The 23,239-nt window shown below is 42.2% G+C and carries 22 protein-coding genes and 3 tRNA genes; 10 read left to right on the forward strand and 15 right to left on the reverse strand.

What is annotated here, in order from left to right; genetic code table 11:
• Positions 1-26: 26 nt before the first annotated feature.
• Entirely contained in the window at positions 27-674 is a 648-nt protein-coding gene (rimM, locus tag AACS98_RS13490; RefSeq protein WP_066380606.1) for a ribosome maturation factor RimM, read from the reverse strand.
• A gap of 141 nt (positions 675-815) precedes the next feature.
• On the reverse strand, positions 816-2,099 hold the full coding sequence (locus AACS98_RS13495; protein WP_066380607.1) for a valine--pyruvate transaminase: 1,284 nt from the start codon (positions 2,097-2,099) through the stop codon (positions 816-818).
• 338 nt (positions 2,100-2,437) lie between these two features.
• Between AACS98_RS13495 and AACS98_RS13500 the strand changes: the two genes are divergently transcribed.
• Positions 2,438-3,547 (forward strand): S-(hydroxymethyl)glutathione dehydrogenase/class III alcohol dehydrogenase, encoded by a 1,110-nt coding sequence (locus AACS98_RS13500; RefSeq protein WP_066380608.1) that lies wholly within the window; start codon positions 2,438-2,440, stop codon positions 3,545-3,547.
• A gap of 131 nt (positions 3,548-3,678) precedes the next feature.
• On the opposite strand, the gene AACS98_RS13505 is transcribed toward AACS98_RS13500, so the two are convergent.
• Complete coding sequence (locus AACS98_RS13505; RefSeq protein ID WP_066380609.1) at positions 3,679-4,104, reverse strand: hypothetical protein; 426 nt, start codon at positions 4,102-4,104, stop codon at positions 3,679-3,681.
• Positions 4,105-4,295: 191 nt separating this feature from the next.
• Here AACS98_RS13505 and fghA point away from each other — a divergent pair, with 191 nt between their 5' ends.
• Both fghA and AACS98_RS13515 read left to right on the forward strand, forming a co-directional pair.
• The gene (fghA, locus tag AACS98_RS13510; RefSeq protein WP_066380610.1) at positions 4,296-5,150 is read left to right on the forward strand and encodes an S-formylglutathione hydrolase; all 855 of its coding nucleotides are present in this window, start codon (positions 4,296-4,298) and stop codon (positions 5,148-5,150) included.
• An 80-nt stretch (positions 5,151-5,230) separates the two neighbouring features.
• On the forward strand, positions 5,231-6,028 hold the full coding sequence (locus AACS98_RS13515; RefSeq protein WP_066380612.1) for a Tab2/Atab2 family RNA-binding protein: 798 nt from the start codon (positions 5,231-5,233) through the stop codon (positions 6,026-6,028).
• A gap of 48 nt (positions 6,029-6,076) precedes the next feature.
• Here the strand turns inward: AACS98_RS13515 and AACS98_RS13520 are convergent, their stop codons facing one another.
• The gene (locus AACS98_RS13520; RefSeq protein ID WP_066380615.1) at positions 6,077-6,367 is read right to left on the reverse strand and encodes a DUF2470 domain-containing protein; all 291 of its coding nucleotides are present in this window, start codon (positions 6,365-6,367) and stop codon (positions 6,077-6,079) included.
• Positions 6,368-6,536: 169 nt separating this feature from the next.
• Between AACS98_RS13520 and AACS98_RS13525 the strand changes: the two genes are divergently transcribed.
• Positions 6,537-7,295, forward strand: a complete 759-nt coding sequence (locus AACS98_RS13525) for a metallophosphoesterase family protein (protein WP_066380617.1) — start codon at positions 6,537-6,539, stop codon at positions 7,293-7,295.
• A 16-nt stretch (positions 7,296-7,311) separates the two neighbouring features.
• Here the strand turns inward: AACS98_RS13525 and AACS98_RS13530 are convergent, their stop codons facing one another.
• On the reverse strand, positions 7,312-8,169 hold the full coding sequence (locus tag AACS98_RS13530; protein WP_066380619.1) for a M48 family metallopeptidase: 858 nt from the start codon (positions 8,167-8,169) through the stop codon (positions 7,312-7,314).
• A gap of 263 nt (positions 8,170-8,432) precedes the next feature.
• Here AACS98_RS13530 and AACS98_RS13535 point away from each other — a divergent pair, with 263 nt between their 5' ends.
• The 3 genes from AACS98_RS13535 (at position 8,433) to AACS98_RS13545 (ending at position 11,210) form a co-directional block, all read left to right on the forward strand.
• Entirely contained in the window at positions 8,433-8,969 is a 537-nt protein-coding gene (locus AACS98_RS13535; RefSeq protein ID WP_066380622.1) for a DUF4330 domain-containing protein, read from the forward strand.
• Between the two features lie 144 nt (positions 8,970-9,113).
• Positions 9,114-9,854 (forward strand): M50 family metallopeptidase, encoded by a 741-nt coding sequence (locus tag AACS98_RS13540; RefSeq protein ID WP_066380624.1) that lies wholly within the window; start codon positions 9,114-9,116, stop codon positions 9,852-9,854.
• A gap of 207 nt (positions 9,855-10,061) precedes the next feature.
• Complete coding sequence (locus AACS98_RS13545; RefSeq protein WP_066380626.1) at positions 10,062-11,210, forward strand: SpoIID/LytB domain-containing protein; 1,149 nt, start codon at positions 10,062-10,064, stop codon at positions 11,208-11,210.
• Positions 11,211-11,263: 53 nt separating this feature from the next.
• Here AACS98_RS13545 and AACS98_RS13550 read toward each other — a convergent pair whose 3' ends face one another.
• Complete coding sequence (locus AACS98_RS13550) at positions 11,264-12,565, reverse strand: hypothetical protein (protein ID WP_066380628.1); 1,302 nt, start codon at positions 12,563-12,565, stop codon at positions 11,264-11,266.
• Between the two features lie 186 nt (positions 12,566-12,751).
• Between AACS98_RS13550 and AACS98_RS13555 the strand changes: the two genes are divergently transcribed.
• Positions 12,752-13,231 (forward strand): hypothetical protein, encoded by a 480-nt coding sequence (locus tag AACS98_RS13555; protein ID WP_066380629.1) that lies wholly within the window; start codon positions 12,752-12,754, stop codon positions 13,229-13,231.
• Positions 13,232-13,483: 252 nt separating this feature from the next.
• On the opposite strand, the gene AACS98_RS13560 is transcribed toward AACS98_RS13555, so the two are convergent.
• The 7 genes from AACS98_RS13560 to murA form a co-directional block, all read right to left on the reverse strand.
• Positions 13,484-13,555 (reverse strand) — tRNA-Gln (locus AACS98_RS13560).
• Between the two features lie 328 nt (positions 13,556-13,883).
• Positions 13,884-14,960 carry a nitroreductase family protein gene (locus AACS98_RS13565; RefSeq protein ID WP_198161139.1) on the reverse strand — a complete coding sequence of 359 codons (1,077 nt, stop codon included), beginning with the start codon at positions 14,958-14,960 and terminating at the stop codon, positions 13,884-13,886.
• A gap of 339 nt (positions 14,961-15,299) precedes the next feature.
• Complete coding sequence (locus tag AACS98_RS13570; protein WP_066381010.1) at positions 15,300-15,554, reverse strand: hypothetical protein; 255 nt, start codon at positions 15,552-15,554, stop codon at positions 15,300-15,302.
• A gap of 29 nt (positions 15,555-15,583) precedes the next feature.
• A tRNA-Leu gene (locus AACS98_RS13575) sits at positions 15,584-15,667 on the reverse strand.
• A 128-nt stretch (positions 15,668-15,795) separates the two neighbouring features.
• The gene (locus AACS98_RS13580) at positions 15,796-16,893 is read right to left on the reverse strand and encodes an alpha-hydroxy acid oxidase (RefSeq protein WP_066380632.1); all 1,098 of its coding nucleotides are present in this window, start codon (positions 16,891-16,893) and stop codon (positions 15,796-15,798) included.
• A 123-nt stretch (positions 16,894-17,016) separates the two neighbouring features.
• On the reverse strand, positions 17,017-17,892 hold the full coding sequence (locus AACS98_RS13585; RefSeq protein WP_066380636.1) for a M48 family metallopeptidase: 876 nt from the start codon (positions 17,890-17,892) through the stop codon (positions 17,017-17,019).
• Between the two features lie 300 nt (positions 17,893-18,192).
• Positions 18,193-19,548, reverse strand: coding sequence for a UDP-N-acetylglucosamine 1-carboxyvinyltransferase (gene murA, locus AACS98_RS13590; protein ID WP_082803666.1), 1,356 nt, complete (start codon positions 19,546-19,548; stop codon positions 18,193-18,195).
• Positions 19,549-19,932: 384 nt separating this feature from the next.
• Between murA and AACS98_RS13595 the strand changes: the two genes are divergently transcribed.
• A tRNA-Leu gene (locus tag AACS98_RS13595) sits at positions 19,933-20,014 on the forward strand.
• A 47-nt stretch (positions 20,015-20,061) separates the two neighbouring features.
• Positions 20,062-20,856, forward strand: coding sequence for a TrmH family RNA methyltransferase (locus AACS98_RS13600; RefSeq protein ID WP_066380644.1), 795 nt, complete (start codon positions 20,062-20,064; stop codon positions 20,854-20,856).
• Between the two features lie 31 nt (positions 20,857-20,887).
• Here AACS98_RS13600 and AACS98_RS13605 read toward each other — a convergent pair whose 3' ends face one another.
• Together AACS98_RS13605 and AACS98_RS13610 are read right to left on the reverse strand one after the other, a co-directional pair.
• Entirely contained in the window at positions 20,888-21,139 is a 252-nt protein-coding gene (locus AACS98_RS13605) for a hypothetical protein (protein WP_066380645.1), read from the reverse strand.
• A gap of 323 nt (positions 21,140-21,462) precedes the next feature.
• Positions 21,463-23,175 carry a diflavin flavoprotein gene (locus AACS98_RS13610; RefSeq protein WP_066380647.1) on the reverse strand — a complete coding sequence of 571 codons (1,713 nt, stop codon included), beginning with the start codon at positions 23,173-23,175 and terminating at the stop codon, positions 21,463-21,465.
• Between the last annotated feature and the right edge of the window lie 64 nt (positions 23,176-23,239).

Genomic DNA, 23,239 nt, shown 5'->3' on the forward strand with positions numbered 1-23,239 from the left:
TTTTCTACCCTACACCCTTAAATCTCCTAACTACCAGTTGCTAACTCTAGCAACCCAGCAGGTGGAGTAATTTCCAGGCGACGGGCTGGTAAATTGACGACAGGGACAATTTCTCTCACAAAGGGAATTAAGACAGTCTTTTGTTTTTGTTTGCTATCCAGTGATACTGGTAACTTTACTTCTAGTAAATCATTTCCTGCGGCAATCACATCCACCACAGTACCCACCAGTTCCCCGGATGCTTGTAGGAAAACTTCCAAGCCGATTAAATCGATGACATGATATTCATCATCGCCTAATTCGGGGCGATCGCTCACTGGTACAAATAATCGACAGTCGCGTAATTCTTCCGCTTGGTTGCGATTATCCACACCAGCCAATTGAATCACATATAAGTTTTTACCTTCTATGTAACGCCCTGCTAACAATTCAATCGGTTCTGGTTCAGTTTTTCCCGGATACAATAACCAACGTTGTCCAGGTTCTTCAAAGCGTTCAGGAAAGTCAGTGTTAGGGTAAACTCTCACCTCACCAGACAAACCCTGTGGTGCTACAATTTTACCTATTTCTATCCAATTATCAAGCTTAGGGATTGGGGACTGGGTTTTTTGAGTTTTTGCCTTCCCCCCTGCTGTCTTTTTCCCCTTACGTTCTTTTAATTCTTCGCTATTCATTGTTTTCTATTGAGCATCGATGCACAGGGTATAAACAAGTCAAAAGTCAAAAGTCAAAAGTCAAAAGTAATGAATTATGGGCAAAAATTATTTAATTTTGAATTTTGAATTTTGAATTTTGAATTGATTTGTTCCCCTACTTCACGCACTGACAACCGCACTTTGATAAACTTGCTCTACAGCTTTAGCTAAAAGCTGCATTCCCAGTTTAATTTCCTCATTACTACCTGTAAGGCTAATGCGTAAACATTGGTGCTTGTGTTGCCATTCTTCTTTCAAACCAGGGAAGAATGTACTACCAGGTACGACAATTACACCGACTTTCTTTAATTCTTGGTAAAATTCCCAATCAGTGATGGGTAGATCCTTTAACCATAACCAAGCGAAGATAGCCCCCTCACCACGATGTAAAAACCAAGGTAAATCTTGGGGCATGGTAGCGTTTAAGGTATCTTCTAAGACAGTAAACTTGTTTTGGTAGAAAGGACGAATCACGGTTTCGGCAATTTGTGCCAAGCTACCGGATTGAATAGCACGAGCTGCGATCGCCTGTCCATAGCGTGAGGGATGAATACATAAATTTGTCTGGAAGCATTCCAAAACTTGTATCCATTTTTCATCCCCAATCGCAATTCCGATCCGTTCCCCTGGTAATCCAGCTTTAGATAAACTCATACAGTGGATGATGTTATTACCAAATACTGGTCGCATTTCTGTAAAGTTTAACGCCGGGAATGGGGGAGCATACGCAGAGTCAATTAACACCGGCACATCATAGGAAGCGGCTAAGGCGGCGATTTTCTGCACCTCATCCTCAGTCATCACATTACCTGTAGGGTTGCAGGGACGGGAGAAGATAATACAGCCTGTGTTCTCACTGACAGATAATTGGCTAAAATCGGGGCGATATTTGAATTTATGATTAGATGCGTCAATATCTAAAGTGGGTTTGTAAGCCAGTAAAGCCTCTGGGTACAAGCACACACCACCATAACCAGTGTAGTCAGGGCTGAGGGGTAAAACGATTTGTTTGAGTTCCCCATTGCTAGTGTAGCCACCGAAAGCATTAGCGGCGTAGAAGTAGAGACTTTGACTACCGGGAGTAATTAAAATATTGCGGTCAGTTAAGTTTAACCCGTAACGTTGATTAAAATCTTGAGCGATCGCTTCAATTAACGGCGCGTAACCCTGACTAGAACCATAACGACAAACTACCTCACCATATTCTGAGCTAGCCAACAGTTCTGCGGTGTAATCCCGCCACAACTGTTCAACCTCCGGTAAAATCAAAGGATTACCCGCACTCAGATTAATTAATTCCTGCCCCCCACTGGCTTTTAACGTTTCGATAATATCCTTCATAATCGCTCGTACACCAGTCAGGTTAGACATTTGCGCGCCAATTTTTGTTAGGGCAGGGTTCATAAGCTTTGCAAAAGTAGAGATAAATCAGGGGTTGACAAAAATCTAAATTTATGCGTCAGAGCGATAACATTGTTAAACTCTGTCGCCTGTAACTAATGTACCAATCTCTCAAAAAAATGCAATTTCATTGTTAATTAGGGAACATACCATTAAAAATCTTTGCCACCACCCTACGATATGAATCAAACCATATTAAGTAATGTCAAAAATCTTGAGATTGGCTCGTAAGAAGGGCTAAAGCCCTTACTACAAACGTAGAATTATTTACGCGGACTGACTGACAAGCTAATTTTGAATTTTGAATTTTGAATTTTGAATTTTTTGAGGAGGGCTAACTCGTGGAAGTTAAAGCAGCAGTAGCTTACGGTGCGGGTAAGCCGTTGACTATTGAAACGGTTGAACTAGAGGGGCCAAAAGCTGGAGAAGTTTTAATTGAAATTAAAGCTAGCGGAGTTTGTCACACAGATGCTTACACCCTTTCTGGTGCTGATCCTGAAGGTTTATTTCCCGCCGTTTTAGGACATGAAGGCGCGGGTGTGGTGGTAGAAGTGGGTGCAGGTGTCACTAGCGTCAAGCCAGGAGATCATGTTATACCCCTGTACACGCCAGAATGTCGGCAATGTGCATATTGTTTGAGTTTTAAAACAAATCTTTGCCAAGCTATTCGCGCTACCCAAGGACGTGGTGTTATGCCTGATGGTACTAGCCGTTTTAGTATCGATGGGCAGATGATTCATCATTATATGGGGACATCGACATTTTCTAACTACACCGTCTTACCAGAAATTGCCGTGGCGAAAATTCGCGAAGATGCGCCATTTGATAAAGTTTGTTACATCGGTTGCGGCGTAACCACAGGTATTGGTGCAGTCATCAACACAGCCAAAGTTGAACCCGGCGCAAATGTAGTAGTATTCGGCTTAGGTGGTATTGGCTTAAATGTCATCCAAGGGGCGCGGATGGTAGGGGCTAATATGATTGTGGGGGTAGATATTAACCCCAACAAGCAAGCCTTGGCTGAAAAATTCGGGATGACGCACTTTGTTAACCCCAATGAAGTAGAAGGTGATTTAGTTGCATACTTAGTTGATTTAACTAAAGGTGGTGCTGACTACAGTTTTGAATGTATCGGCAACGTTAAAGTCATGCGTCAAGCTTTAGAATGTTGTCACAAAGGTTGGGGTGTGAGTGTAATTATTGGTGTTGCTGGTGCAGGTGAAGAAATTAGCACCCGTCCCTTTCAACTTGTAACCGGGCGTGTGTGGAAAGGTTCAGCATTTGGTGGCGCAAGAGGGCGGACGGATGTCCCCAAAATTGTCGATTGGTATATGGACGGCAAGATAAACATTGACGATTTAATTACTCATGTCATGCCCATTGAACAGATTAATGATGCTTTTGATTTAATGCACAAAGGCGAATCAATTCGCAGCGTAGTAACATTTTAAACTTTCCCCAAGGTGGGATATTAACCCACCTTAATTATTGTTTGTAGTGAGGACTTTAGTCCTCTATTTTTAATAACACACTATGCTGTGTTTCATAGTGCATTACGCGCTGCTTTAACGCCCCCTAACTTTTACTTTTCCTTTTCCAACTCATCCATAACCCGCTTGATAGCTGGTGTCCATTCTACGTGTTGTTGACCTTTTTTAGAAGCTTCTTCTTTTGTTTTTTCAGCTTCCTGTTTTTCTGCATCACTTAGCCTATCCCAAACTTCTTTAGGTAGATAACGCTGTGTTACTTCACCTTCACGGGCGCGGGTTTCACCTTCTTCAGTTTGCCATTCTTGCTCAGACCATTCTTCTAGAGATTTTGCAGATTCATCTTTTTCAGATTGTTTATAGCCTCCACCCTGCTTTTCATATTCTCGCACTAACATCTGGCTTTTACGTGCCGACCATTGACCAGGTTTACCGCCTTTATCTGATTTTTTAATTTCTTCTTTGATTTCTTCCCGTAATTCAGGCTCAGTATATTTCTCTTCGTAGTTTTTATTAGCCATCTTGACTTTCCCTCTCAATTTTTTGATGCGTAAATATGCTAAAATACTGAAAAGCTTTTACTAAGTTATAAATTTTTATTCAATCTTCCGTCTGTCAATTGGAGTAATTATTTACAGTAGCATCAGATAATATTGCTTGAGAAATTATCAAATTCTGATATTTAAAAATTTACATCGTAACTGTTGCAATCATGAATAATATCCAACTGATTTCAGAATATAAATGCTTTGATGGCAAACTCGGCTTTTACTCTCATGACTCATCAACTTGTCATGGTGTAATGCGTTTTGCTGTTTATCAACCACCGCAAGCTACCCAAAAATCAGTACCAGTTCTGTATTTTCTCTCTGGTTTGACTTGTACTGAAGAAAATTTTATGGTCAAAGCTGGGGCGCAACGTTATGCTGCTGAGTATGGGTTAATGTTAGTTGCACCAGATACTAGCCCCCGGAATACAGGTATTCCCGGCGAGGATGATGACTGGGATTTTGGAACAGGTGCGGGTTTTTATGTTGATGCTACTCAAGCACCTTGGCATCAGCACTATCAAATGTATAGTTATATTGTGCAAGAATTACCTGCTGTAATTGCGGCAAATTTCCCAGTACAAACTGATAATCAAGGGATTTTTGGTCATTCAATGGGGGGACATGGGGCGTTAGTTTGTGCGCTGCGAAATCCCAATTTATATAAATCAGTTTCGGCTTTTGCGCCAATTGTTGCACCTATACGTTGTCCTTGGGGACAAAAGGCTTTTAGTGGTTATTTGGGTAGTAATCAAGAAAGTTGGCTTGCTTATGATGCTAGTGAATTAGTTCAAAAGTTGGGTTATCACAGTTCAATTTTGATTGATCAAGGTACGGCTGATAAATTTTTAGAGAAACAACTTTTAACAGAAGTATTTGAACAGGCTTGTCAAGCTGTTAATCAACCTTTAAATTTACGGTATCAAGTAGGATATGACCACAGTTATTATTTTATTGCCAGTTTTATAGAAGACCATATCCGTCATCATGCGATCGCTTTCGGATTACTGGAAAAATAACACAAGCCTGAAGCCTTGACTACAAACTATGGTAATAGTTAAATGAGGCATCAAATAGGCTGTAAGGAACAGGGCAATTCATGAGTCTGGTTTGGCAAGCTGATTTTTATCGTAGTCCCCAACAAGATGCAGCAGGACAGGTATTATGGGAGTTGTTGATTTGTGACGCAAATCGCAGTTTTGAGTATGTCGCTACCTGTCCCCAGTCAGAAGCTAATTCTAGTTGGGTTACTGCTCAAATTCAACAAGCGGCTGGTGAAACCCTACCAGATGTTATCCAGGTGTTTCGTCCTCAGTCTTTGAGTTTAATGGAAGTAGCCGGGCGAAATTTAGGTATTACTGTTCAACCTCAGCGTCGTACTTCAGCTTTAAAGCAATGGTTACGGGAAAAACAATATCCTCTAGCCCTAGATAAACCACCCCCTGCACCATTACCGGACAATTTATGGGGGGAAGAATGGCGATTTGCAACTATTGCGGCTGGTGATTTGGTAGATTTATTTAGCGATCGCCCGATTCCCATATTATCTGTACCAGAATCTCTACAACCGATTAATCTGGGGTTAGCCTCAACCGTTGCTGTTCCTGGCGTGGTAATTTATGGAGGTAGGCGATCGCTACGTCTAGCCCAATGGATACAACAAACCCATCCTGTAGCATTAAATTACATAGCTGGTGCGCCGGATGGCTTGATACTAGAAGCAGGTTTAGTAGATAGATGGATTGTTGTTACTTTTGAAAATGCAGAAGTAGCAACTGCGGCGAAAGCTTATGAACAACGTAAACAACAAAGCCGAGGACTACACTTTTTAATCGTACAACCTGACGATTCTGGTATGACTTACAGTGGTGTTTGGTTATTGCAATCTGAAGATTAATTGAGCAATTAACAACAATCAAACACCATAATTTTAAATAGTAAACAATTATTGAGTTTGCTGATTAACCCTAGCTTGCTTCACCATTGCAATCAGAGTATGATGAGCATCTTCGGCATCTACCAAAACATGATCAAAGGGAACACGGACGGGTACAGTTTCCCCATTAACTTGTGCGGTTAACTCCATACCCTGAGCATCAATGGATAGCATTTGTGCTGCTGTCGCCTGAGTGATTTCACCGAAAAACTGTGCATAAAGAAGCACGGCATTGGCATGATCCTCGTTCATGTGCTTACAGATGCGTGTGCTAATTTCAGGAGAAAACTGATCAGACATCGTAGTTTTGGCAGTTCCGCAATCAAATAAATACCTAAATTTTATCAAATTTCTCAAATAGAAACTACAATAAATTTACATTATTCAAGTAGTTTTACATTTATTTGCGGAATTCCGACAGCTTACACTGTAGCAAACGTATTAAGCTATTGATTTCAGCTAAGAGCCGATGAGCGAAAATAGGCAACGTCAAATAGTTATTGGGGATGTGCATGGTTACTACGAAGGATTGATGACTTTGTTAGAAGCGATCGCTCCCGCTTTTGATGATCAAGTTTATTTTTTAGGAGACTTAATTGATCGCGGGCCTCAGAGCTATCATGTGATTGATTTGGTCATACAACATAATTATCAATGTCTCTTGGGCAACCACGAGCAGATGTTATTAAATATTCTCAGTAATGAAAATGTTCCCATGCCATTAGTGCAAGCATGGCTACACAGTGGCGGACAAGCAACAATAGACAGCTACCCAAATCAAACCATTCCCCAAGAACATATAGATTGGTTGGAGACTTTGCCCACCTATATTGATTTAGGAAATGTGTGGTTAACTCATGCTGGTTTAGACCCAAAAATACCGCTAGCCAAACAAACGGCGGAACAATTCTGCTGGATACGTGAACCATTTCACACTATCGAAGAAGCATATTTTCCTGATAAACTGGTTATTATTGGTCATACCATTACCTTTACTTTCCCTGGTGTGAATCCTGGGCAATTAGCACAGGGAAGGGGATGGCTAGATATAGATACTGGTGCATACCATCCTCGTAGCGGCTGGTTGACTGGATTTGATCTTACAAATAACTTAATTTATCAAGCTAACGTTTTTACAAACAGTTTACGTACCCTTTCCTTAGCTGAAGCTGTAGTTGAAGTGCAGCCAGAGCAAATAATTGCTCGCCGCAATAAGCAACGAGCGTGATAGAAAACCTAAAATTCTATAACAATGGTCGGATTTTAGCGCGATAGGCAGCATTATCCAATCCGTCACGGCCATTACTAGGTAGATTATTGATAGCACGTTGCAAGGCATCAATGCGGTCGTTTGTTGCCGGGTGAGTGCTTAAAAATGTGGGGACAGAACCCCTAGTTTTCAATAACTTCTCCATAAATGTCACCATAGCCGAGGGAGCATAACCAGCCCTTGTCAAAGTTCTTAACCCTCTTCTATCAGCATCATATTCATCTTGACGACTGCGGGGACGGTTAAGTGCGAGTTCTACACCAATATTCACGGCTGTATTGCGATCTAAACCTGTGACTGAGGCTACACCACTAGCGAGTGCTTTCTGGCGCATCTGTTTGATTAAATGTTTACCGCTAATATGCCCCCATTCATGAGCAATCACGCTGGCTAGTTCCGCTTCATTTTCTGCGGTTTCTATTAAACCTGTATAAACATAAATGAATCCGCCCAAAGTGGCAAAAGCATTGATCTGATTACCTTGGACTACCTGAAATGTCGCTGGTAGATTGGGGCGATCGCTATTAGCTACAATGCGCCGGCCAATTTCTACCACATAACGATTAATTTCCGCATTATTGTAAAGCTTGATTTCACTAGCTCGCAATTCCTGATTCATTTGCTGGCCAAGTTCCACTTCCTGGCGATCAGATATATTTGATAGTTGGAGTATTTGCGCTCCCCTTAATAATAGCGGCAATAAATCTATAGCCCGTCCAGGTAAAGGTGTAGTCAAGCACAAACTCACAGCAACTATCACGGAAATTAACGGATAAAACCAACGTCGCCGCCAAATATGGTAGTTTGCCAGCCAGGTTCTTCTGTTAGCCATAATCTAATGAGTGCAGAACAACATCAAAACTACAAGTAATATGACGTATTTATGTTTACTTAGTTGCATTCTGGAATTAAGTATTAAATAGTAGAAATTGAGCAGAGTCTATCCCATTCCGAATATTCCAACTTGTGATAGACTGTCGCATAACTCGGACTGCCAGTTAATTGTAATTTTCATCCTAGGGGAAGAGTTGCTACTTACCTCAGAAAACTTATTGCTAAAATCAATTACTCTGCTTTGATTTGGAAAAATTATTTATGGCTATTTTAGATTCCAAAGGTCGCTTATTCGGCAAAATCAACATCCTTGACTTATTTGCTGGGCTAGTGATTTTGTTAGTTATAGTGGGAATTTTTGTCTTTCCTGGTACTACTGGTTCTGTGGCTCAGGTAGGTACAAAAACAGTTCCTATAGAAGTAGATTTAGTAGTTCGCGGTTTGAATGTGCGCGATACTCAACGGTTATTTGATCAAGGTTTTGAGAAAGGCGGTAAAACTAATGTAATTATCCGTAATCAGCCCTATGGTCAAATTGGCATCAAATCTGTCCAAATTCTACCCAGAATGCTAACAGTAGGCCAACCAGATGGAACTGTCAAAGAGTTACCAGATCCCAGAAGTAATAACTTTAGTACCGATATGCTTTTGACTTTAGAAGGTAAGGCACAAGTAACTGACAATGGCCCAGTTTTAGGTAACAGTAAAGTAAAAATTGGGATGCCTTTTGAGTTGGAAGGTTTCAATTATAACTTCAATGCTTCTGTTATTGATATCAGATTAGACAATAAAAAATAGGGATTGGGGATTGGGGATTGGGCATTAGTCATTAGCTTTTCTCCTCTGCTCCCTCTGCTCTCTCTCCGCTCCCCTGCCCACTGCCGCCTCGGATTAGAATAAAAATACCAGTAATTCGGGTAATTACGCTGAGGAATTTGAAATATGAAGGAAGCAGGGAACGATGGCACCTTACTCAGTCATGAAGCTCCGCCAGTAGTGGAACGCATGGGGCTAAGTTGGCTAGTGGGAGCCGCGATCGCTACGGCTATACTCTGGCAATTCCCAGGAGGAGATTATATTTTATACCCCTTTAGCATCCTAGCAACATGGTTTCACGAAATGGGTCATGGTTTGATGGCTTTATTATTAGGGGGGCAGTTTAAACAACTACAGATTTTTAGCAATGGTTCAGGAGTCGCCACCTACGCCATTCGGTTATCACTAGGCCCGATCGCCCCGGCTTTAGTGGCAGCAGCAGGCCCTATGGGGCCACCAATTGCCGGTGCAATATTGATTTTGGCTTCCCGTAGTTTTAAAACCGCCTCCCTAAGTCTGAAAATTTTGGGGGGTTTTTTATTAGTTTCTACATTAATTTGGGTACGTTCCTGGTTTGGATTAGTGGCAATTCCCCTGTTAGGTTTGATGATTCTAGGTATCGCCCTCAAAGCTTCCCGATGGATACAAGGATTTGCTGTTCAATTTTTAGGCGTGCAAGCTTGTATCAGTACCTACCACCAACTAAATTATTTATTTAGTGCCTCTGCTGGCTCGTTAGGACTTTCTGATACAGCACAGATGCAAAAATATTTGCTGTTACCTTATTGGTTTTGGGGTGGATTAATGGCGATCGCATCCTTGATGATTCTGGTGCAAAGTCTCCGTCTTGCCTATCGATCAGTATAAGTGTTTAAAAATCTCACAAATTAATTGCTGATTTGTACACAGGAGAGAAACTAGAACCCATTGCATAATTATTGAGAAGGTGGCAACCTCTACCTGAGAGGAACTGTCTGATCTTGAGTTGTGGATGTCATACCAATTCTGCCAACATCAAGCATTTGAATTGGTATGACAATCCAGAGCTACAATACTTGTGATCAAATAATCAGCATGAAATTCCAACTGTTGTTAGGCTCTTTATTATCCCAGATTAAAATACGTCATTGGTGGTTAGGTATCCTATTGTGGCTAGTTTTAATTGCTCCTGCTCAAGCTGCTGTAATTTTGCGTGTAGCCATTGAGAGGGGAGTCAATCAAGTCAAAGTTGGCAGTAATACCACCGCAATTGTCAAAGATAGTGGTGGGCGCACTCTGGGCAATTTGCCGGGGATGAGTGCTTTTTATGCCCAAGCTGTTCCAGGCGGCGTGGCTTTAGATAAATGGCAGTCTGGTTTATTTTGGATTGAACCCACAGGAAAAGAAGGATTAGTTTATATAGGCGATCGCTGGTATCGGGGCAGAACTTTAGTTGTCCCCACAGACAAAGGTTTAGATGTGGTTAACTGGGTAGATTTAGAAGAATATCTCTACAGCGTCATTGGTGGCGAAATGAGTTCTAATTGGCCGCAAGAAGCCCTAAAAGCTCAAGCGATCGCCGCCCGTACCTATGCCCTCTACAAGCGTGAACAACAGCGTAAAAACCCAGTTTACGATTTAGGTGACACTCCAGATCGTTGGCAAATTTATAAAGGGGTAAGCAGTGAATCTCCCGCAGTTTACAGCGCAGTTGATGCCACGGCTGGGCAAGTCCTCACCTATAACAATAATCTCATTCTCTCAGTCTTCCACGCTTGTTCAGGAGGACACACCGAAAACGTCGAAGATGTTTGGGGTAATCCTCTGCCTTACCTGCGAGCCGTTCAAGATTACGATCAAAATATTAAAGAATGTTCTTGGGAAAGAAACTTTACCCCTGCGGAAATTAGTGCCAGAATTTCTGGTGTAGGCAATGTTAAAGATGTCATTCCAGAAGCTTTCTCACCTTTCCGCAGCGTCAAAGCTTTAAGAATTGTTGGCGACAAAGGCACAAAAGTCATTAAGGGCGAAGATGTACGTACCGCCCTCAGACTCAGAAGTACCCGTTTTAATGTCATCAGGAGAGAAGATGGTAGTTTTGTACTCCAAGGTTTAGGCTTTGGGCATGGTTTAGGCATGAGCCAATGGGGAGCCTATAATTTAGCTTTACGTGGTGCTAACCACCTGCAAATCTTAGGACATTATTATCGCGGTGTCGCTTTAACGCCAATTAAAGCCAAGTAATTGGGCATGGGGCATGGGGCATTGGGCATCACATTTTGCTCCCCCTACTCCCCCTACTCCCCACTCCCTCGCTCTAATCGCCTTTGCCATTCAGCATCAATCTGTGCTGAACGCTCAACTTCCTGTTCTAGTAAGTCTGTTTCGGTGGAATACACCAAGTCTTCATTACTAATGACTGTTTCTGCTGCAAACTGATGGGCGTAATCAATTTTTTGCTGTAAAGCTGGATTGGGACTTGTTAATAATCTTGCCCTAGACAGGCGATCGCTATTACGAGCAGCAATTTTACTATTGCGCCGTTGAATCCAAAAATAACGCACTAAAGGTATACCTAAAAAACCTATACCATAAGCTAACAGCAACCAATAAATTCCTTGCACAAAACCGACTAACCCACCTAACTCAGCCGCAACTACACCACCTGCTAATAAACTACCAAGTACCAAAGCACCAACCAAATTTGCCACACCTAACCCAGCACTCAGCATAATTTGCCCAGAACTAGCAGCACTGAAACGCCAAGGTAACTCTTCTAAATATACTGGCACTGACTGATGATGTTTGCTGCTGGCTCTTACCTGCAACTCTGGGAAATAATAGACAATTTGTCCTTCAGGACTAACTTTTGGTTGTCCATTAAATCTTAATAGCACAGGCAACATATAATCTTCGTATTCTTGTTGATATGCTGCACCAATGTCATCCAGATAAGGAGAAATTTGTTCAGCTACTACTGCACCCCGATTTGAGCTAATCACTGCGGCGATTTCCTGCCAACGGCGTTCTTCTAAGTGAGCATTAGGATTGCCATCACCAAACAAAAATGAAAATACAGCCTCAAAGAAATTCATCTGGCTGTTGTCTTGTCTACCTCGCCGCCGTTGTTGCGGGTAATTTTGATAATTTGGGTTGAAATACCAAAACAAATCGGGAACATAAAAGAAGCCCCAACCAAAACTACTATTACTACTGCGATCGTCATTATCACTACTAGAGTTCATCGCCGTAATAATTACGATGATGGTTATCGTAATCAGAACAATAGAAGCAATTAACAAAATCCCAAAGGAAATGCGAATCAAGTAAAACAGAATTCCCCATATCTTCTGCCACCATTCCTGCAATCGCAACTGTAAATATTTATTACGTAAAACATCTCTAAAATTGCGGGGAAACAGGTAAACCACATCTCCGGATTCCGCTACCTGCAAATGTCCGCCAGCATCAGTAGCTAAAGCCAATAAACCTTGGTTAGCCTCAGCTACATTCAATCCAGCCTGAGTTGCCACATCACCAACAGTGACTCGGTAGCCCAGTTTCTCCACAGCTTGCATGATAATTGGATTGGGAGCCATTGCTTGCCCCTCCTATCGAAATTTATTCGCCTTTCCTTAAGTATAAAGTTTGGTTTTGGGCTAGTTCTAAATCTGATTTGATAAATCATCGCCAAACCCGATATTTTCCGTATTTTTACTACTGTTTCATGCTATAATAGGTTGTTTAAGCTTGCTTAATTAACAAAATTAATGCCTTAAATATGTATGGTTCAGTACACTCTCCCTCAAAGTCCAGACATCATCCTGACTGTTTCTGGTAGAGATTCAGCCAAAGCCCGTGAGAAAGCAATGGATCAGTTGATAGAACTGATGAATGCTGGTAAACTGCCTACAGAATTAGAAGAAGGATTTGGGCCTCAACAATTAATAGAAGTGAAAGAACCCTCATCTGATTCCACCAGTGGTGAGGATAGTGTTACACAAGCTGTGCAAGTTCTCAGCAATCTCGCCACACTAAAATTAAAGGTACAAGAAACACGCGCCGAAGCTTTAGAAATTCGCAAGGCTGTTGATGTTCTATTTTCCGATCAATCAGTCACAGAAGAAGAAATTAACCGCCTCAAAGAAGGTTTTAAAGTTCTCAAAAACTTTGCTCAAGCTAACCTACGTTACCAAGAAGCACGCACTAAAGCCGAACAAGCCCGGCAAATATTAGATCAAGCTTTAAAATCACCTGAAAAGTAGCTTCTAGCTCTTGACAGCCATCATGTAAATACAAACATTTAACTGTTGCTTGATTACACGATAAATTAATCAAGCAACAATAATCAAGCAACAAATTTATATTTACCATGAATAAATGACACTCTCAGGCTAAGAGTTAACCGGTGCTATGTTTTAATCAGCAACCCAAAATGGTAATTAACTAATTTTTCGACTGGACAAATACATCAGTAACATTGATAATATAATTAGCTGATTATCTGTTGTTTAAAACTGGGGCGCTAGGATTCGAACCTAGGGATGGCGGGACCAAAACCCGCTGCCTTACCGCTTGGCGACGCCCCAAAGCATCGACATCATTAATATAGCAGATTGTACCTGGGTAGTGTCAAGTAGTTTAAGAGTAAATTTTGGAAATAAATTATTGATTGGCATGTTTGGACTTTAGACTCAAGAAGCGCGATGCCTGTGGTGGGTTGCGTCAACGCGCCCTGGAGTAGCTGGGCAAAAAATGAAATGATGCCTATCATCACAAGCACTCCAGTAACGGCAGATGAAATCAGCACAAGCAACTTTCATCTGCCGTTATGGATGTTTTTGCGCTAGTTAGGGAGTTCCTTCAAGTAGCCTACCAATGTTTGAGTCGGGTAAAGGATGCAACATTCAGTAATGGCTATTTCATCACCAATACTTCATCTACCTTTTTTCTGGCAGATTGAGCAACATTTAATTTTTCAGGTATATGCCCAACTGCAATCATCATGATTATTGATTCTGAATCTTTAATGCCTGTAGTTTGCTTAAGTGCTTGGTCTACTTTATACTCAACACTCCAATTTAGACAACAAGTACCCAAACCCAAGGAATGAAGAGCATAGACAAGAGACATAGCATACATTCCTCCGTCAATCCAGCACTGATTTCGCTCTCCTATGGAGGTAAAATTTTCTAAGTCTGATACAACGACTAAAATTTTGTTGGCTTGATCACCAAAACCACGATTGCCATTTTGGTAGCTCAGAACTTTTATTTTATCTTCATAGCTACTGAAAACGTACACCTTACATGATTGTCGATTACAAACTGATGGAGTTTTCTGAGCCATAGTCACTGCTTTTTCTATGAGGCTCATATCCACATCTTCTGAATCAAACTGTCGAATACTATGCCGAGATTTAAAAAAAGCTTGAAGATCCATCTGGGCTGCTTCAACAATAGTTTTTCTGCTTATCTCAAGGATGCCTCCTTGATTTGTAGTATTTTGGGAATCATGAATATAGTTTTTGAGCTTCGTAATCTTTTGAAAAAGGTCTTCATCTACTAGCCCATGCTCTAAATTAAATTGATAATAAGCAGACAGAGTATTAAGTGCTATTTGTCCAATAGTATCGATACCATACTTATTCTGAAGTTCCTCTAAATTAGATACAAGTCTTTTAATGGTATCTTTGCCAAAGCCTACTTTTGGCTGTCGTAAAGCTAGTCCCTTTTCAATACTATGATAATTCTTCGTGATTGATGCGTGAAGTTTACTCTTGGTGTTAAATCCACTGGTAGCTGATGACCATTTTATCAACCGATTATAATCATAATAGTAATTGTATATTAACAACACATTTTGGATAATTCTCCAGATGAAAACACTACTTTTATAAAGAATACTTTGATGTGAAACCTTGCTCAGTTTTTGTTTTGCGAAAGACCGTAAACTGTTCGAGGAATAGTCAGAATAAGACTGTAAAGTTTGCATATTTATTGCCGACTAAATTTCCGAATATTTGGTTGAGATGATTTTACGCAGTGCTTGATGAGTCATACACTCTATCTTTAGAAATAGATTTACATTTACTATACGTTGTTATATAGTGTTATCTTGGTTATCTCTTGTTCGCTTTACTACCTATAAACTTTAATATTCCATGCCGCAAAAGTGATGCTTTGTCTGCTTAATCCCTAAAGTTTTTGGTGTTTTACAATTACCCGATATCAGGGGAGGAAATTAATTAGTCGGTTAAAATAAATGTGTAAATAATAACTAATAATTAATACTTAATATTTATACAGATTTACATGAAAACTTCATGAAAGTTCATAAATAAAGCTGACGATAAGATTTGTGTTCGCGTAGTATTTTACGCATACCTATCAAACAACATAAAAAAACAGGGAAGAAAAAATCTTCCCTGTTTTTACTATTTCGTTGACTGTCCTGATTGTTAGTCTCTTTCAGTTTTTTACGTAACATCTGACGTTGTTTTTTGAGTTGTCGCTGTCTGGCAGAACCGCCTCTACCTTTATCGTTTCTCCCTTCACGACGGGGAGACTCCCATCTTTTTAGTCTCATTGTCTGACTTGTTTTTAGTTTATTAACAGTGGGCAGGAGGAGAATCGAACTCCTATGACCGCAAGGTCGCCACATTTTGAGTGTGGTGCGTCTACCAGTTTCGCCACCCGCCCTCGGAGGCAACTACATTAATATAGCGCATCCCAAGAGTTTCATGCAAGTAATTAATCAAAATTTTTTCTTGCTACTTAGATTGTAGCGTGACAGAAAATTATCGACCAAAAGAAAAGCTGTTGATTAACTAGAACCTGAGTAGACTGGAGTCAATATCTTGTAGCTGGCTACAGCCACTCAGAGCCATAGCCAAGTTTAATTCATTTTGCAGCAACGAAAGGACATGAGATACACCTGATTGTCCTGCTACGGCTAATCCCCATAGTATAGGTCTGCCAATCAAAACGGCGTTTGCGCCTATGGCTAAAGCTTTGAGAATGTCTGTACCTCGGCGGATACCTCCATCAACTAAGATTTCTACTCTACCATTGACGGCTGTGACTATTTCAGGTAAGGCATCTAAGGAGGCGATCGCACCATCCAATTGTCTGCCTCCATGATTAGACACTACAATTGCTTTAGCTCCATACTCGACAGCACGCACCGCATCATCTCCTCGCAAAATGCCTTTAAGTACCAAAGGTAGAGGTGATAACGACTGTAACCATTCTAAATCCTGCCAAGTCAAAGCCGGGTTGAGTTGTTGGGCAAAATAACTAAACAAGCCTGACTCCCCTGGTTGATAGGGAATTTCTAGCCCTGACATGGTGGCAAGATTAGCTAGATGTAACCCTGATGGTAAGACAAACTCGTTGCGTCTATCTCTTTCTCTTTGTCCTAATACGGGTGCATCTACGGTCAGACACAAAGCTTTGTAACCTGCTGCATAAGCTCTTTCCACTAAGGCGCGAGTTAATCCTCTATCTTTGTGAATGTATAACTGAAACCATTGCTGGGAATCAGGAAATTGACTCCCAACCTCGGCGACTGCTTCTAAGCTGGTGGTGGATAGGGTACTCAATACCATACCCACACCTGCTGATGCGGCAGCTTTGGCTGTGGCTGTTTCGCCTTCTGGGTGCGCCAGACATTGAAACGCCATTGGGGCAATTAATAGGGGAAATTCTAGGGGTTGTCCTAAAATGGTGGTCTTGAGGTTGATGTGGCTGACATCTACTAGCATCTTCGGCCGCAGTTTGATGCGCTCAAAGGCGGTGCGGTTCTCTTGCAGGGTGATTTCATCCCATGCGCCACTGCTGTAGTAGTCAAATGCCATTTTTGACAGATGCGTTTTTGCTAGTTGTTCGTATTCAAAGAGGTTGATGGGATGGGGGGCATCTGTCATACTGGCGATTTGAGTTATTGGGTTTTTTTATCTCACGCAGAGGCGCAGAGGCGCAGAGGAGGACACTTGCGTGGGCGGCTTTGCCGACTTGTAGCAACTGGCGTGCAAAGAGAATTTTGGAGTTTACCAGTTGCGCCAGCCGCCTTTGGGGGGGGTTTGAGTGGGGTGTTTGTGTTGGTGGTTTTGTAATAATGATTGATATTGTTGACTACTTGCCCAACGGTCGATTTCTCTGGCTCGTAGGACTGGTACGGGGTGGGTGAGTTGGGCTGTCCGGGCTGATTTTACCATTTCGCCGAGTTCGGTTTTACTGATGTCGTCGTAAGCACGGGCTTGGGCAATGAAGGCATCCAGGTTAAGTTGTGGTGCTAGGGTGGGTGAACCACCTGCTAGTTTCATTAATACGGACATGACAACTTTGGGGTCTTGGGTGGCTAGTAAGGCGGCGCGATCGCAGGTAAACTCAGCACAGCGTACCCATTCTAAAAGTTGTGTCTGTATGGTTTGGGCAAGAAAAGCACCTATGTTTGGTACTACTGCGGCTGCTAATACTAATAAATTTACTGGTGTTAAATAAACGCTATGGTCACATTTAAGATGCCCTAATTCATGGGCAATTACCGCTTGGGTTTCCTCTGGGGTGAGCATATCAATGAGGGAGGTGTGCAACACGATGAAAGGTTGCTTACCCCGCATGGCAAAGGTGTAGGCGTTAGGCGCAGGATGTTGCCTCACGTATAATTGGGGAGGCTCCATATCTAGAACTTTACAGGCTTCTAATAACAGCTTGTGTAAATTCGGTAGTTGTGTTTCACCTACTAAAACACTAGAAGCTATGTTTTCCACATAAAAAATCTGCTCTGCCATTGGGCCGAGCAAATTTCGCACTATCATATCTAAGCCTGGGAGCTGCTTCAGAGCTTGGGTAGCTTCCAGGTCTAAGGGATGACGAAACGAGTCAGCTTTTAAACCGATGAGTGAGGATTTTAACAATGACATGACGCAGACAACTGTCACAAACAATAATCAACAGCCTCCCATCGTTAGTATAACGATTTAGGGATTGGGGACTGGGGACTGGGCATATAAATTCAAAATACCCTACGGGTTCGCGTAGCGTCTCTGTACCCCTACGGGGAAGCAAGCTACGCGGAGCGTCCCGTAGGGAAAGAGAAGCAAGCTACAAAATTCAAAATTTAAAATTAAAGGATTTTGGGGAGATTTTCTCCCCTGCTTCCTCTGCTTCCTCTGCTTCCTCTGCTCCCCTGTTACCTATGTTTAGGTGGAAATTGAGGCTGTTTAATTGTTAGTGGGGGCTACTTCCGTATCTGCTGGTGCTTCGCCTAGCCGCAGGATGCGCGCGCCTAATTTTTGCAGTTTCATGTCTATTTGATCGTAGCCCCGATCTAGGTGATGCAAACCTTGGATTGTGGTTTTACCTTGGGCTGCTAGTCCTGCGATGACTAATGCTGCTGATGCTCTTAAGTCAGTACCAATGACTGGCGCACCGGACAGCATCGATACCCCCCGCACAAAGGCTGTGTTACCTTTAACGCGAATGTCTGCTCCCAAACGATTTAGTTCGGACGCATGGCGCAAGCGATTTTCAAACACAGATTCGTTGATAATGCTGTCGCCTTCCGCTAAGGTGAGCAAGGCCATAAATGGAGCTTGCATATCTGTGGGAAAGCCGGGATGGGGTAAGGTTTTGATATCGGTTGCTTTGAGGACTTCGGCTGGTAGAATGCGTAAGCAATCTGCGCCTTCTTCAATGATTGTCACACCCATATCCCGGAGTTTGGCAATCACTGGGATTAAATGGTCTGATAGGACTGGGGATAGTGTCAGTTCGGAACGGGTGATAGCTGCGGCTACTAAAAATGTACCTGCTTCTATGCGATCGGGAATAATGCTGTAATCCACAGAATGCAGTTTGGGTACACCAACAATGGTAATTGTGCTGCTACCAGCACCTTGAATTTTTGCCCCCATTGCGTTACAGAAGTTAGCTAAATCTACTACTTCTGGTTCTCGTGCGGCGTTTTCAATGATGGTTTCGCCATCTGCTAAAGTGGCAGCCATCATCAAGGTTTCCGTCGCTCCGACGCTGGGAGTATCTAGGTAAATTTTCGCTCCTTTTAATCTGCCATTGCTACCAGGAACATAGGCGTTACAAATGCCATGCTCTATCTGCACTTCTGCCCCCATTGCTTGCAGTCCTCTCACGTGCAGATCAACTGGTCTAGCTCCAATGGCACACCCTCCGGGTAATGGCATTTGCGCTACTCCTAGTCTAGCCAAAATTGACCCTATGGCAAAAAAGCTAGCACGCAATTGAGTAACTAATTCATAGGGAGCTTTTGAGGTGGCAATCTCGCTGGCATTGATATCTAAAATATCGCCTTCTCTTTTTAATCGTACACCTAATGCTGATATAACTTCACCCATCCGTTCTACGTCCGCTAATAGGGGAACGTTACGAATACGGCAATCGCCAGAACATAGCAAAGCTCCAGCCATGATCACCAAGGCTGAATTTTTCGCGCCGCTAATTTTTACATGACCTTGCAACGGATGCCCACCGCATATCTGCAAGACTGAGGAGTCTACTGCAACAGCCGGTTTGGCATCTGGTAAGCTGCTAGAAGGATTAATAAGCCTACCTCCAAATTAAATACGTAATTTTATCAGTTAGAAGTTGGTTTTGATTCTACAGTAAAGAATTGATTTGTCTACATTTTGTTGCTATGTCTTGTGTTGTTATCTTACCTCTGAATTCTCTTTGGCTCTTGCAAAACAAGTATAGGTAAGGTTTTGTAGATTTTAAAGTATTATTTTTTGTCTGGAAAATAATATTTATGAAAGTCAAAGTATATACTCAGTAAAATAATACGATATTAGCTTGATAGCTAAGATTAGTCATTTTAGATGAGTAATTGCCGAGTTTTGTTGGTTTATGGCGGTGAGAATAAAATAATTTTTGATGAGACTTGACAGATTAAAAGTTTTCGGTAATAATAAGAAATTGGCGATATGCTAGCGGAACTGGCGGAATTGGCAGACGCGCTAGATTCAGGTTCTAGTGCCGCAAGGCTTCCGGGTTCAAGTCCCGGGTTCCGCATATCTCAGGGCGAAAAAACATTTAACTGTTGATTGTCAGCCGGCGTAGTGTTAACAAGTTTACAAAATTCTTTAGTTAAGCAAATTCGCAAGTTGCACTCTACCAAGGAACGACATAAGCAAGAGTTGTTCTTATTGGAAGGAACGCACTTGTTAGAAGAAGCTTGTGCGGTGAATTATCCTTTAGTAGCGGTGTGTTGTACGCCAGAATGGCAAGCAAATCATCCAGCGTTATGGGAGTTAGCTTGTAGTCGATGCGATCGCGCGGAAATTGTCAGCGAGGAAGTTTTAGGTGCGATCGCTACTACTGTACAACCAGATGGGGTAGTAGCCACAGCAAAACGTAGTCAACAGCAGCATCAAGTCCCCTATACTGGGATTGTGTTAGCTTTGGAAACCATCCAAGACCCTGGTAATTTAGGGACGATGATTCGCACTGCGGCGGCGGCGGGTGCGTCGGGGTTATGGTTAAATCAAGATAGTGTAGATTTAGATAATCCTAAAGTGTTGCGTGCTTCGGCTGGACAATGGTTCCGGCTAGCAACGGCGGTGAGTGAAGATTTAACAGCGACGGTGCGGAATTGTCAGCAAGCAGGAATGCAGGTAATAGCTACGTTACCAACTGCCAAGTTAACGTACTGGGAAGTAGACTGGCGAAAACCAAGTTTAATTTTACTGGGAAATGAAGGTGCTGGTTTGTCGGCGGATTTAGCAGCAATGGCAGATACACAAGTGAAAATTCCCCTGAGTCCGGGTGTAGAATCTTTAAATGTGGCGATCGCCTCAGCTTTAATGTTATACGAAGCCCAACGACAATTGATTTATGAGGGGCTTAAAGGCTAAGTTTAATCAACAGCACCAGGAAAGCTAAGAATTAGTTACGTTTTCTCAATTTTGTTCTCTCTTCTAAATAATGTTCAATATCAGCAACCGCGTCTTCCCAAGCGGCTAAATTAGTGTCGGTAGCATCCTGACTCTGTGCAACTGTATTGGTATTTTCAGTAGGGATATCTGGTATTTCCTGATTATCAGTCGAATTTTCCTGTAAGATATCCTCTAACTGTTCGAGAGATGCTTGAAACTCTTGTTCAGCCTCACGGCGTTGTTCTCGCTGATTCTGCTCCATAATTTTGACTGAAAAATTTGGATTGACAAATTAAACATTCATTGTATTGCTTATCAATCTAAATGTTTCCCATCTTCAATGGTATTTGCAGCTATTTGCTGTATAATCTTTACAAATTCCTCAGCTAAACAAGTAATCTGGGGTTCTCAATGAGAGTGAGAAGAAAAATAATTGAACGCAGATGGACGCAGATGAACGCAGATAAGGATTACACTACACACACAAATGTGATAGTTGCGGGAATTGACAAACAATAAGAGACGTTGCATGGCAACGTCTCTTATTGTTTGAAGTTCGTAGTAAGGACTTTAGTCCTTCAGTCTTTAGTAATGAGTACCTGTTTTGCGGTGGTTGATAGCGGTTATATCATCTGGTTTGACGAGTTTACCGTCGTCAACTGTGGCATAGACTACCCAGTGGTCGCCACATTCCAGACGTTGGTTAACTGAACATTCTACATAAGCTAAAGCATCGTTGAGAACGGCACAACCGTTTTGTGTTTGTGTGGTGCTGAAGTTAGTAAAACGGTCTTCTCCGGGTTGGAAATTCTTGCGGAAGTGCTTCATGTATTCGGAATGCTCGCCTTCTGGTAGAATGTTGAGGACGAATTTACCACCGGGATACATCAGGGATTCGATAGCTCGTTCTTTAGCGATCGCTACTGTCAAACCTGGAGGATTAAAGGTAGCTTGAGAAACCCAAGTTCCCAGCATTCCTGTAGATACTTCGCCGTGCTTGGCTGTAATTACACAAACTGAGCCGACAATTCTACCTACAGCTTGTTCTACAGGTGTAGCTGCTTGTTGAGGTACGCGGACTTTCTTGGCTTTCTTTAAGGTTTGAGCAAAGTCTGTCCCCAGTTCTTCGCAATACTTGAGGGTAACGTCGTCGGGTTTAAATTTGACTTTCAGGGTTTCAAAGCCAAAGCGGTATCCTGCGTCTCTGAGTTTACCTTCAATCATTTCTACCGCTTCACCACTCCAGCCATAAGAACCAAACACCCCAGCGAGTTTGTTGTTGTCACCAACTTTGAGGACAATACCCAAAGCTGTGTGAATGGGGGTAGGTGCATGACCACCAATTGTAGGTGAACCGATGAGGAAACCGTCTGCTTGTTCGATTGTAGATTGGATTTCTTCCGGGGTGGCGAATTCGCAGTTAATCGATTTGACCGCTACACCACCTTTAGTTAATCCGAGGGCGATCGCCTGTGCTAAAGTAGCAGTGTTACCATAAGCTGACGCATAAAGTAAAGCCACAGAAATTTCTCGGTTTTTCTGGGCTAAACTCCACTCAGCATAGAATTGGGTGAGTTCGATTAATCTGGTACGTACCAAAGGCCCGTGACCTACAGCATACATTCTCACCTGTAAGTCGGAGATTTTTTCCAATGCTGCTTCTACATGGACAGCATGGGGAGCCATCAAACAATTGTAGTAGTAACGTTGGTCTTCTTTGAATGATTCCCAATGATCATCAAATACTTCCGCACCGCAGATATGTGCGCCAAATAGCTTATCTGTGTAGAGAATTTGGGTTTCTTGGTCGTAGGTACAAAGTGCTTCCGGCCAACGGGGACTAGGAATAGGTAGGAACTTCAACAAATGACCCTTACCTAAATCTAAGGTTTCTTTCCCCCGCATCACCAAGATATTTAAATTGTCATCTGGGAAAGCTTGGCGTAAATTCGCCGCACTTAGAACGGAACAAATAAAGGTAATTTGTGGACAAAGTTCTAGTAACGCCTTCAGGGTAGCTACACGGTTAGGGCTAAAATGACCCAGGATGACATAATCCAAGTTTTTCAAATTGACCGTCTGCTGCAACGCTTGCAGATAAATAGCAGCGAAGGTTTCACCAGGTGGGTCAATAATTGCCGTTTTATCACCTGTGATTACATAGGAGTTAGCGGTAGTACCTCTTTCTAAAGCATATTCAATTTCAAACCGCAAACGTGACCAACTACGCGCTCTGAGAACTTTGGTATTTGTACCAATGGGAAGAATTTGTACGTCACGGGGCTTGGAATCGCTCATAATATGTTTTTTCAGGTTTGTAAAAAAATTGCCGGAATGGGGACTGGGGAATGGGGACTGGGGA

The sequence above is a fragment of the Anabaena sp. CA = ATCC 33047 genome (genome assembly GCF_963870205.1).
Lineage (GTDB): Bacteria > Cyanobacteriota > Cyanobacteriia > Cyanobacteriales > Nostocaceae > Trichormus.

Coding starts and splice junctions, on each gene's coding strand:
- rimM (WP_066380606.1), bottom strand. CDS start 674: ATGAATAGCGAAGAATTAAAAGAACGTAAGGGGAAAAAGACAGCAGGG.
- AACS98_RS13495 (WP_066380607.1), bottom strand. CDS start 2,099: ATGAACCCTGCCCTAACAAAAATTGGCGCGCAAATGTCTAACCTGACT.
- AACS98_RS13505 (WP_066380609.1), bottom strand. CDS start 4,104: ATGGCTAATAAAAACTACGAAGAGAAATATACTGAGCCTGAATTACGG.
- fghA (WP_066380610.1), top strand. CDS start 4,296: ATGAATAATATCCAACTGATTTCAGAATATAAATGCTTTGATGGCAAA.
- AACS98_RS13515 (WP_066380612.1), top strand. CDS start 5,231: ATGAGTCTGGTTTGGCAAGCTGATTTTTATCGTAGTCCCCAACAAGAT.
- AACS98_RS13520 (WP_066380615.1), bottom strand. CDS start 6,367: ATGTCTGATCAGTTTTCTCCTGAAATTAGCACACGCATCTGTAAGCAC.
- AACS98_RS13525 (WP_066380617.1), top strand. CDS start 6,537: ATGAGCGAAAATAGGCAACGTCAAATAGTTATTGGGGATGTGCATGGT.
- AACS98_RS13530 (WP_066380619.1), bottom strand. CDS start 8,169: ATGGCTAACAGAAGAACCTGGCTGGCAAACTACCATATTTGGCGGCGA.
- AACS98_RS13535 (WP_066380622.1), top strand. CDS start 8,433: ATGGCTATTTTAGATTCCAAAGGTCGCTTATTCGGCAAAATCAACATC.
- AACS98_RS13540 (WP_066380624.1), top strand. CDS start 9,114: ATGAAGGAAGCAGGGAACGATGGCACCTTACTCAGTCATGAAGCTCCG.
- AACS98_RS13545 (WP_066380626.1), top strand. CDS start 10,062: ATGAAATTCCAACTGTTGTTAGGCTCTTTATTATCCCAGATTAAAATA.
- AACS98_RS13550 (WP_066380628.1), bottom strand. CDS start 12,565: ATGGCTCCCAATCCAATTATCATGCAAGCTGTGGAGAAACTGGGCTAC.
- AACS98_RS13555 (WP_066380629.1), top strand. CDS start 12,752: ATGGTTCAGTACACTCTCCCTCAAAGTCCAGACATCATCCTGACTGTT.
- AACS98_RS13565 (WP_198161139.1), bottom strand. CDS start 14,960: ATGCAAACTTTACAGTCTTATTCTGACTATTCCTCGAACAGTTTACGG.
- AACS98_RS13570 (WP_066381010.1), bottom strand. CDS start 15,554: ATGAGACTAAAAAGATGGGAGTCTCCCCGTCGTGAAGGGAGAAACGAT.
- AACS98_RS13580 (WP_066380632.1), bottom strand. CDS start 16,893: ATGACAGATGCCCCCCATCCCATCAACCTCTTTGAATACGAACAACTA.
- AACS98_RS13585 (WP_066380636.1), bottom strand. CDS start 17,892: ATGTCATTGTTAAAATCCTCACTCATCGGTTTAAAAGCTGACTCGTTT.
- AACS98_RS13605 (WP_066380645.1), bottom strand. CDS start 21,139: ATGGAGCAGAATCAGCGAGAACAACGCCGTGAGGCTGAACAAGAGTTT.
- AACS98_RS13610 (WP_066380647.1), bottom strand. CDS start 23,175: ATGAGCGATTCCAAGCCCCGTGACGTACAAATTCTTCCCATTGGTACA.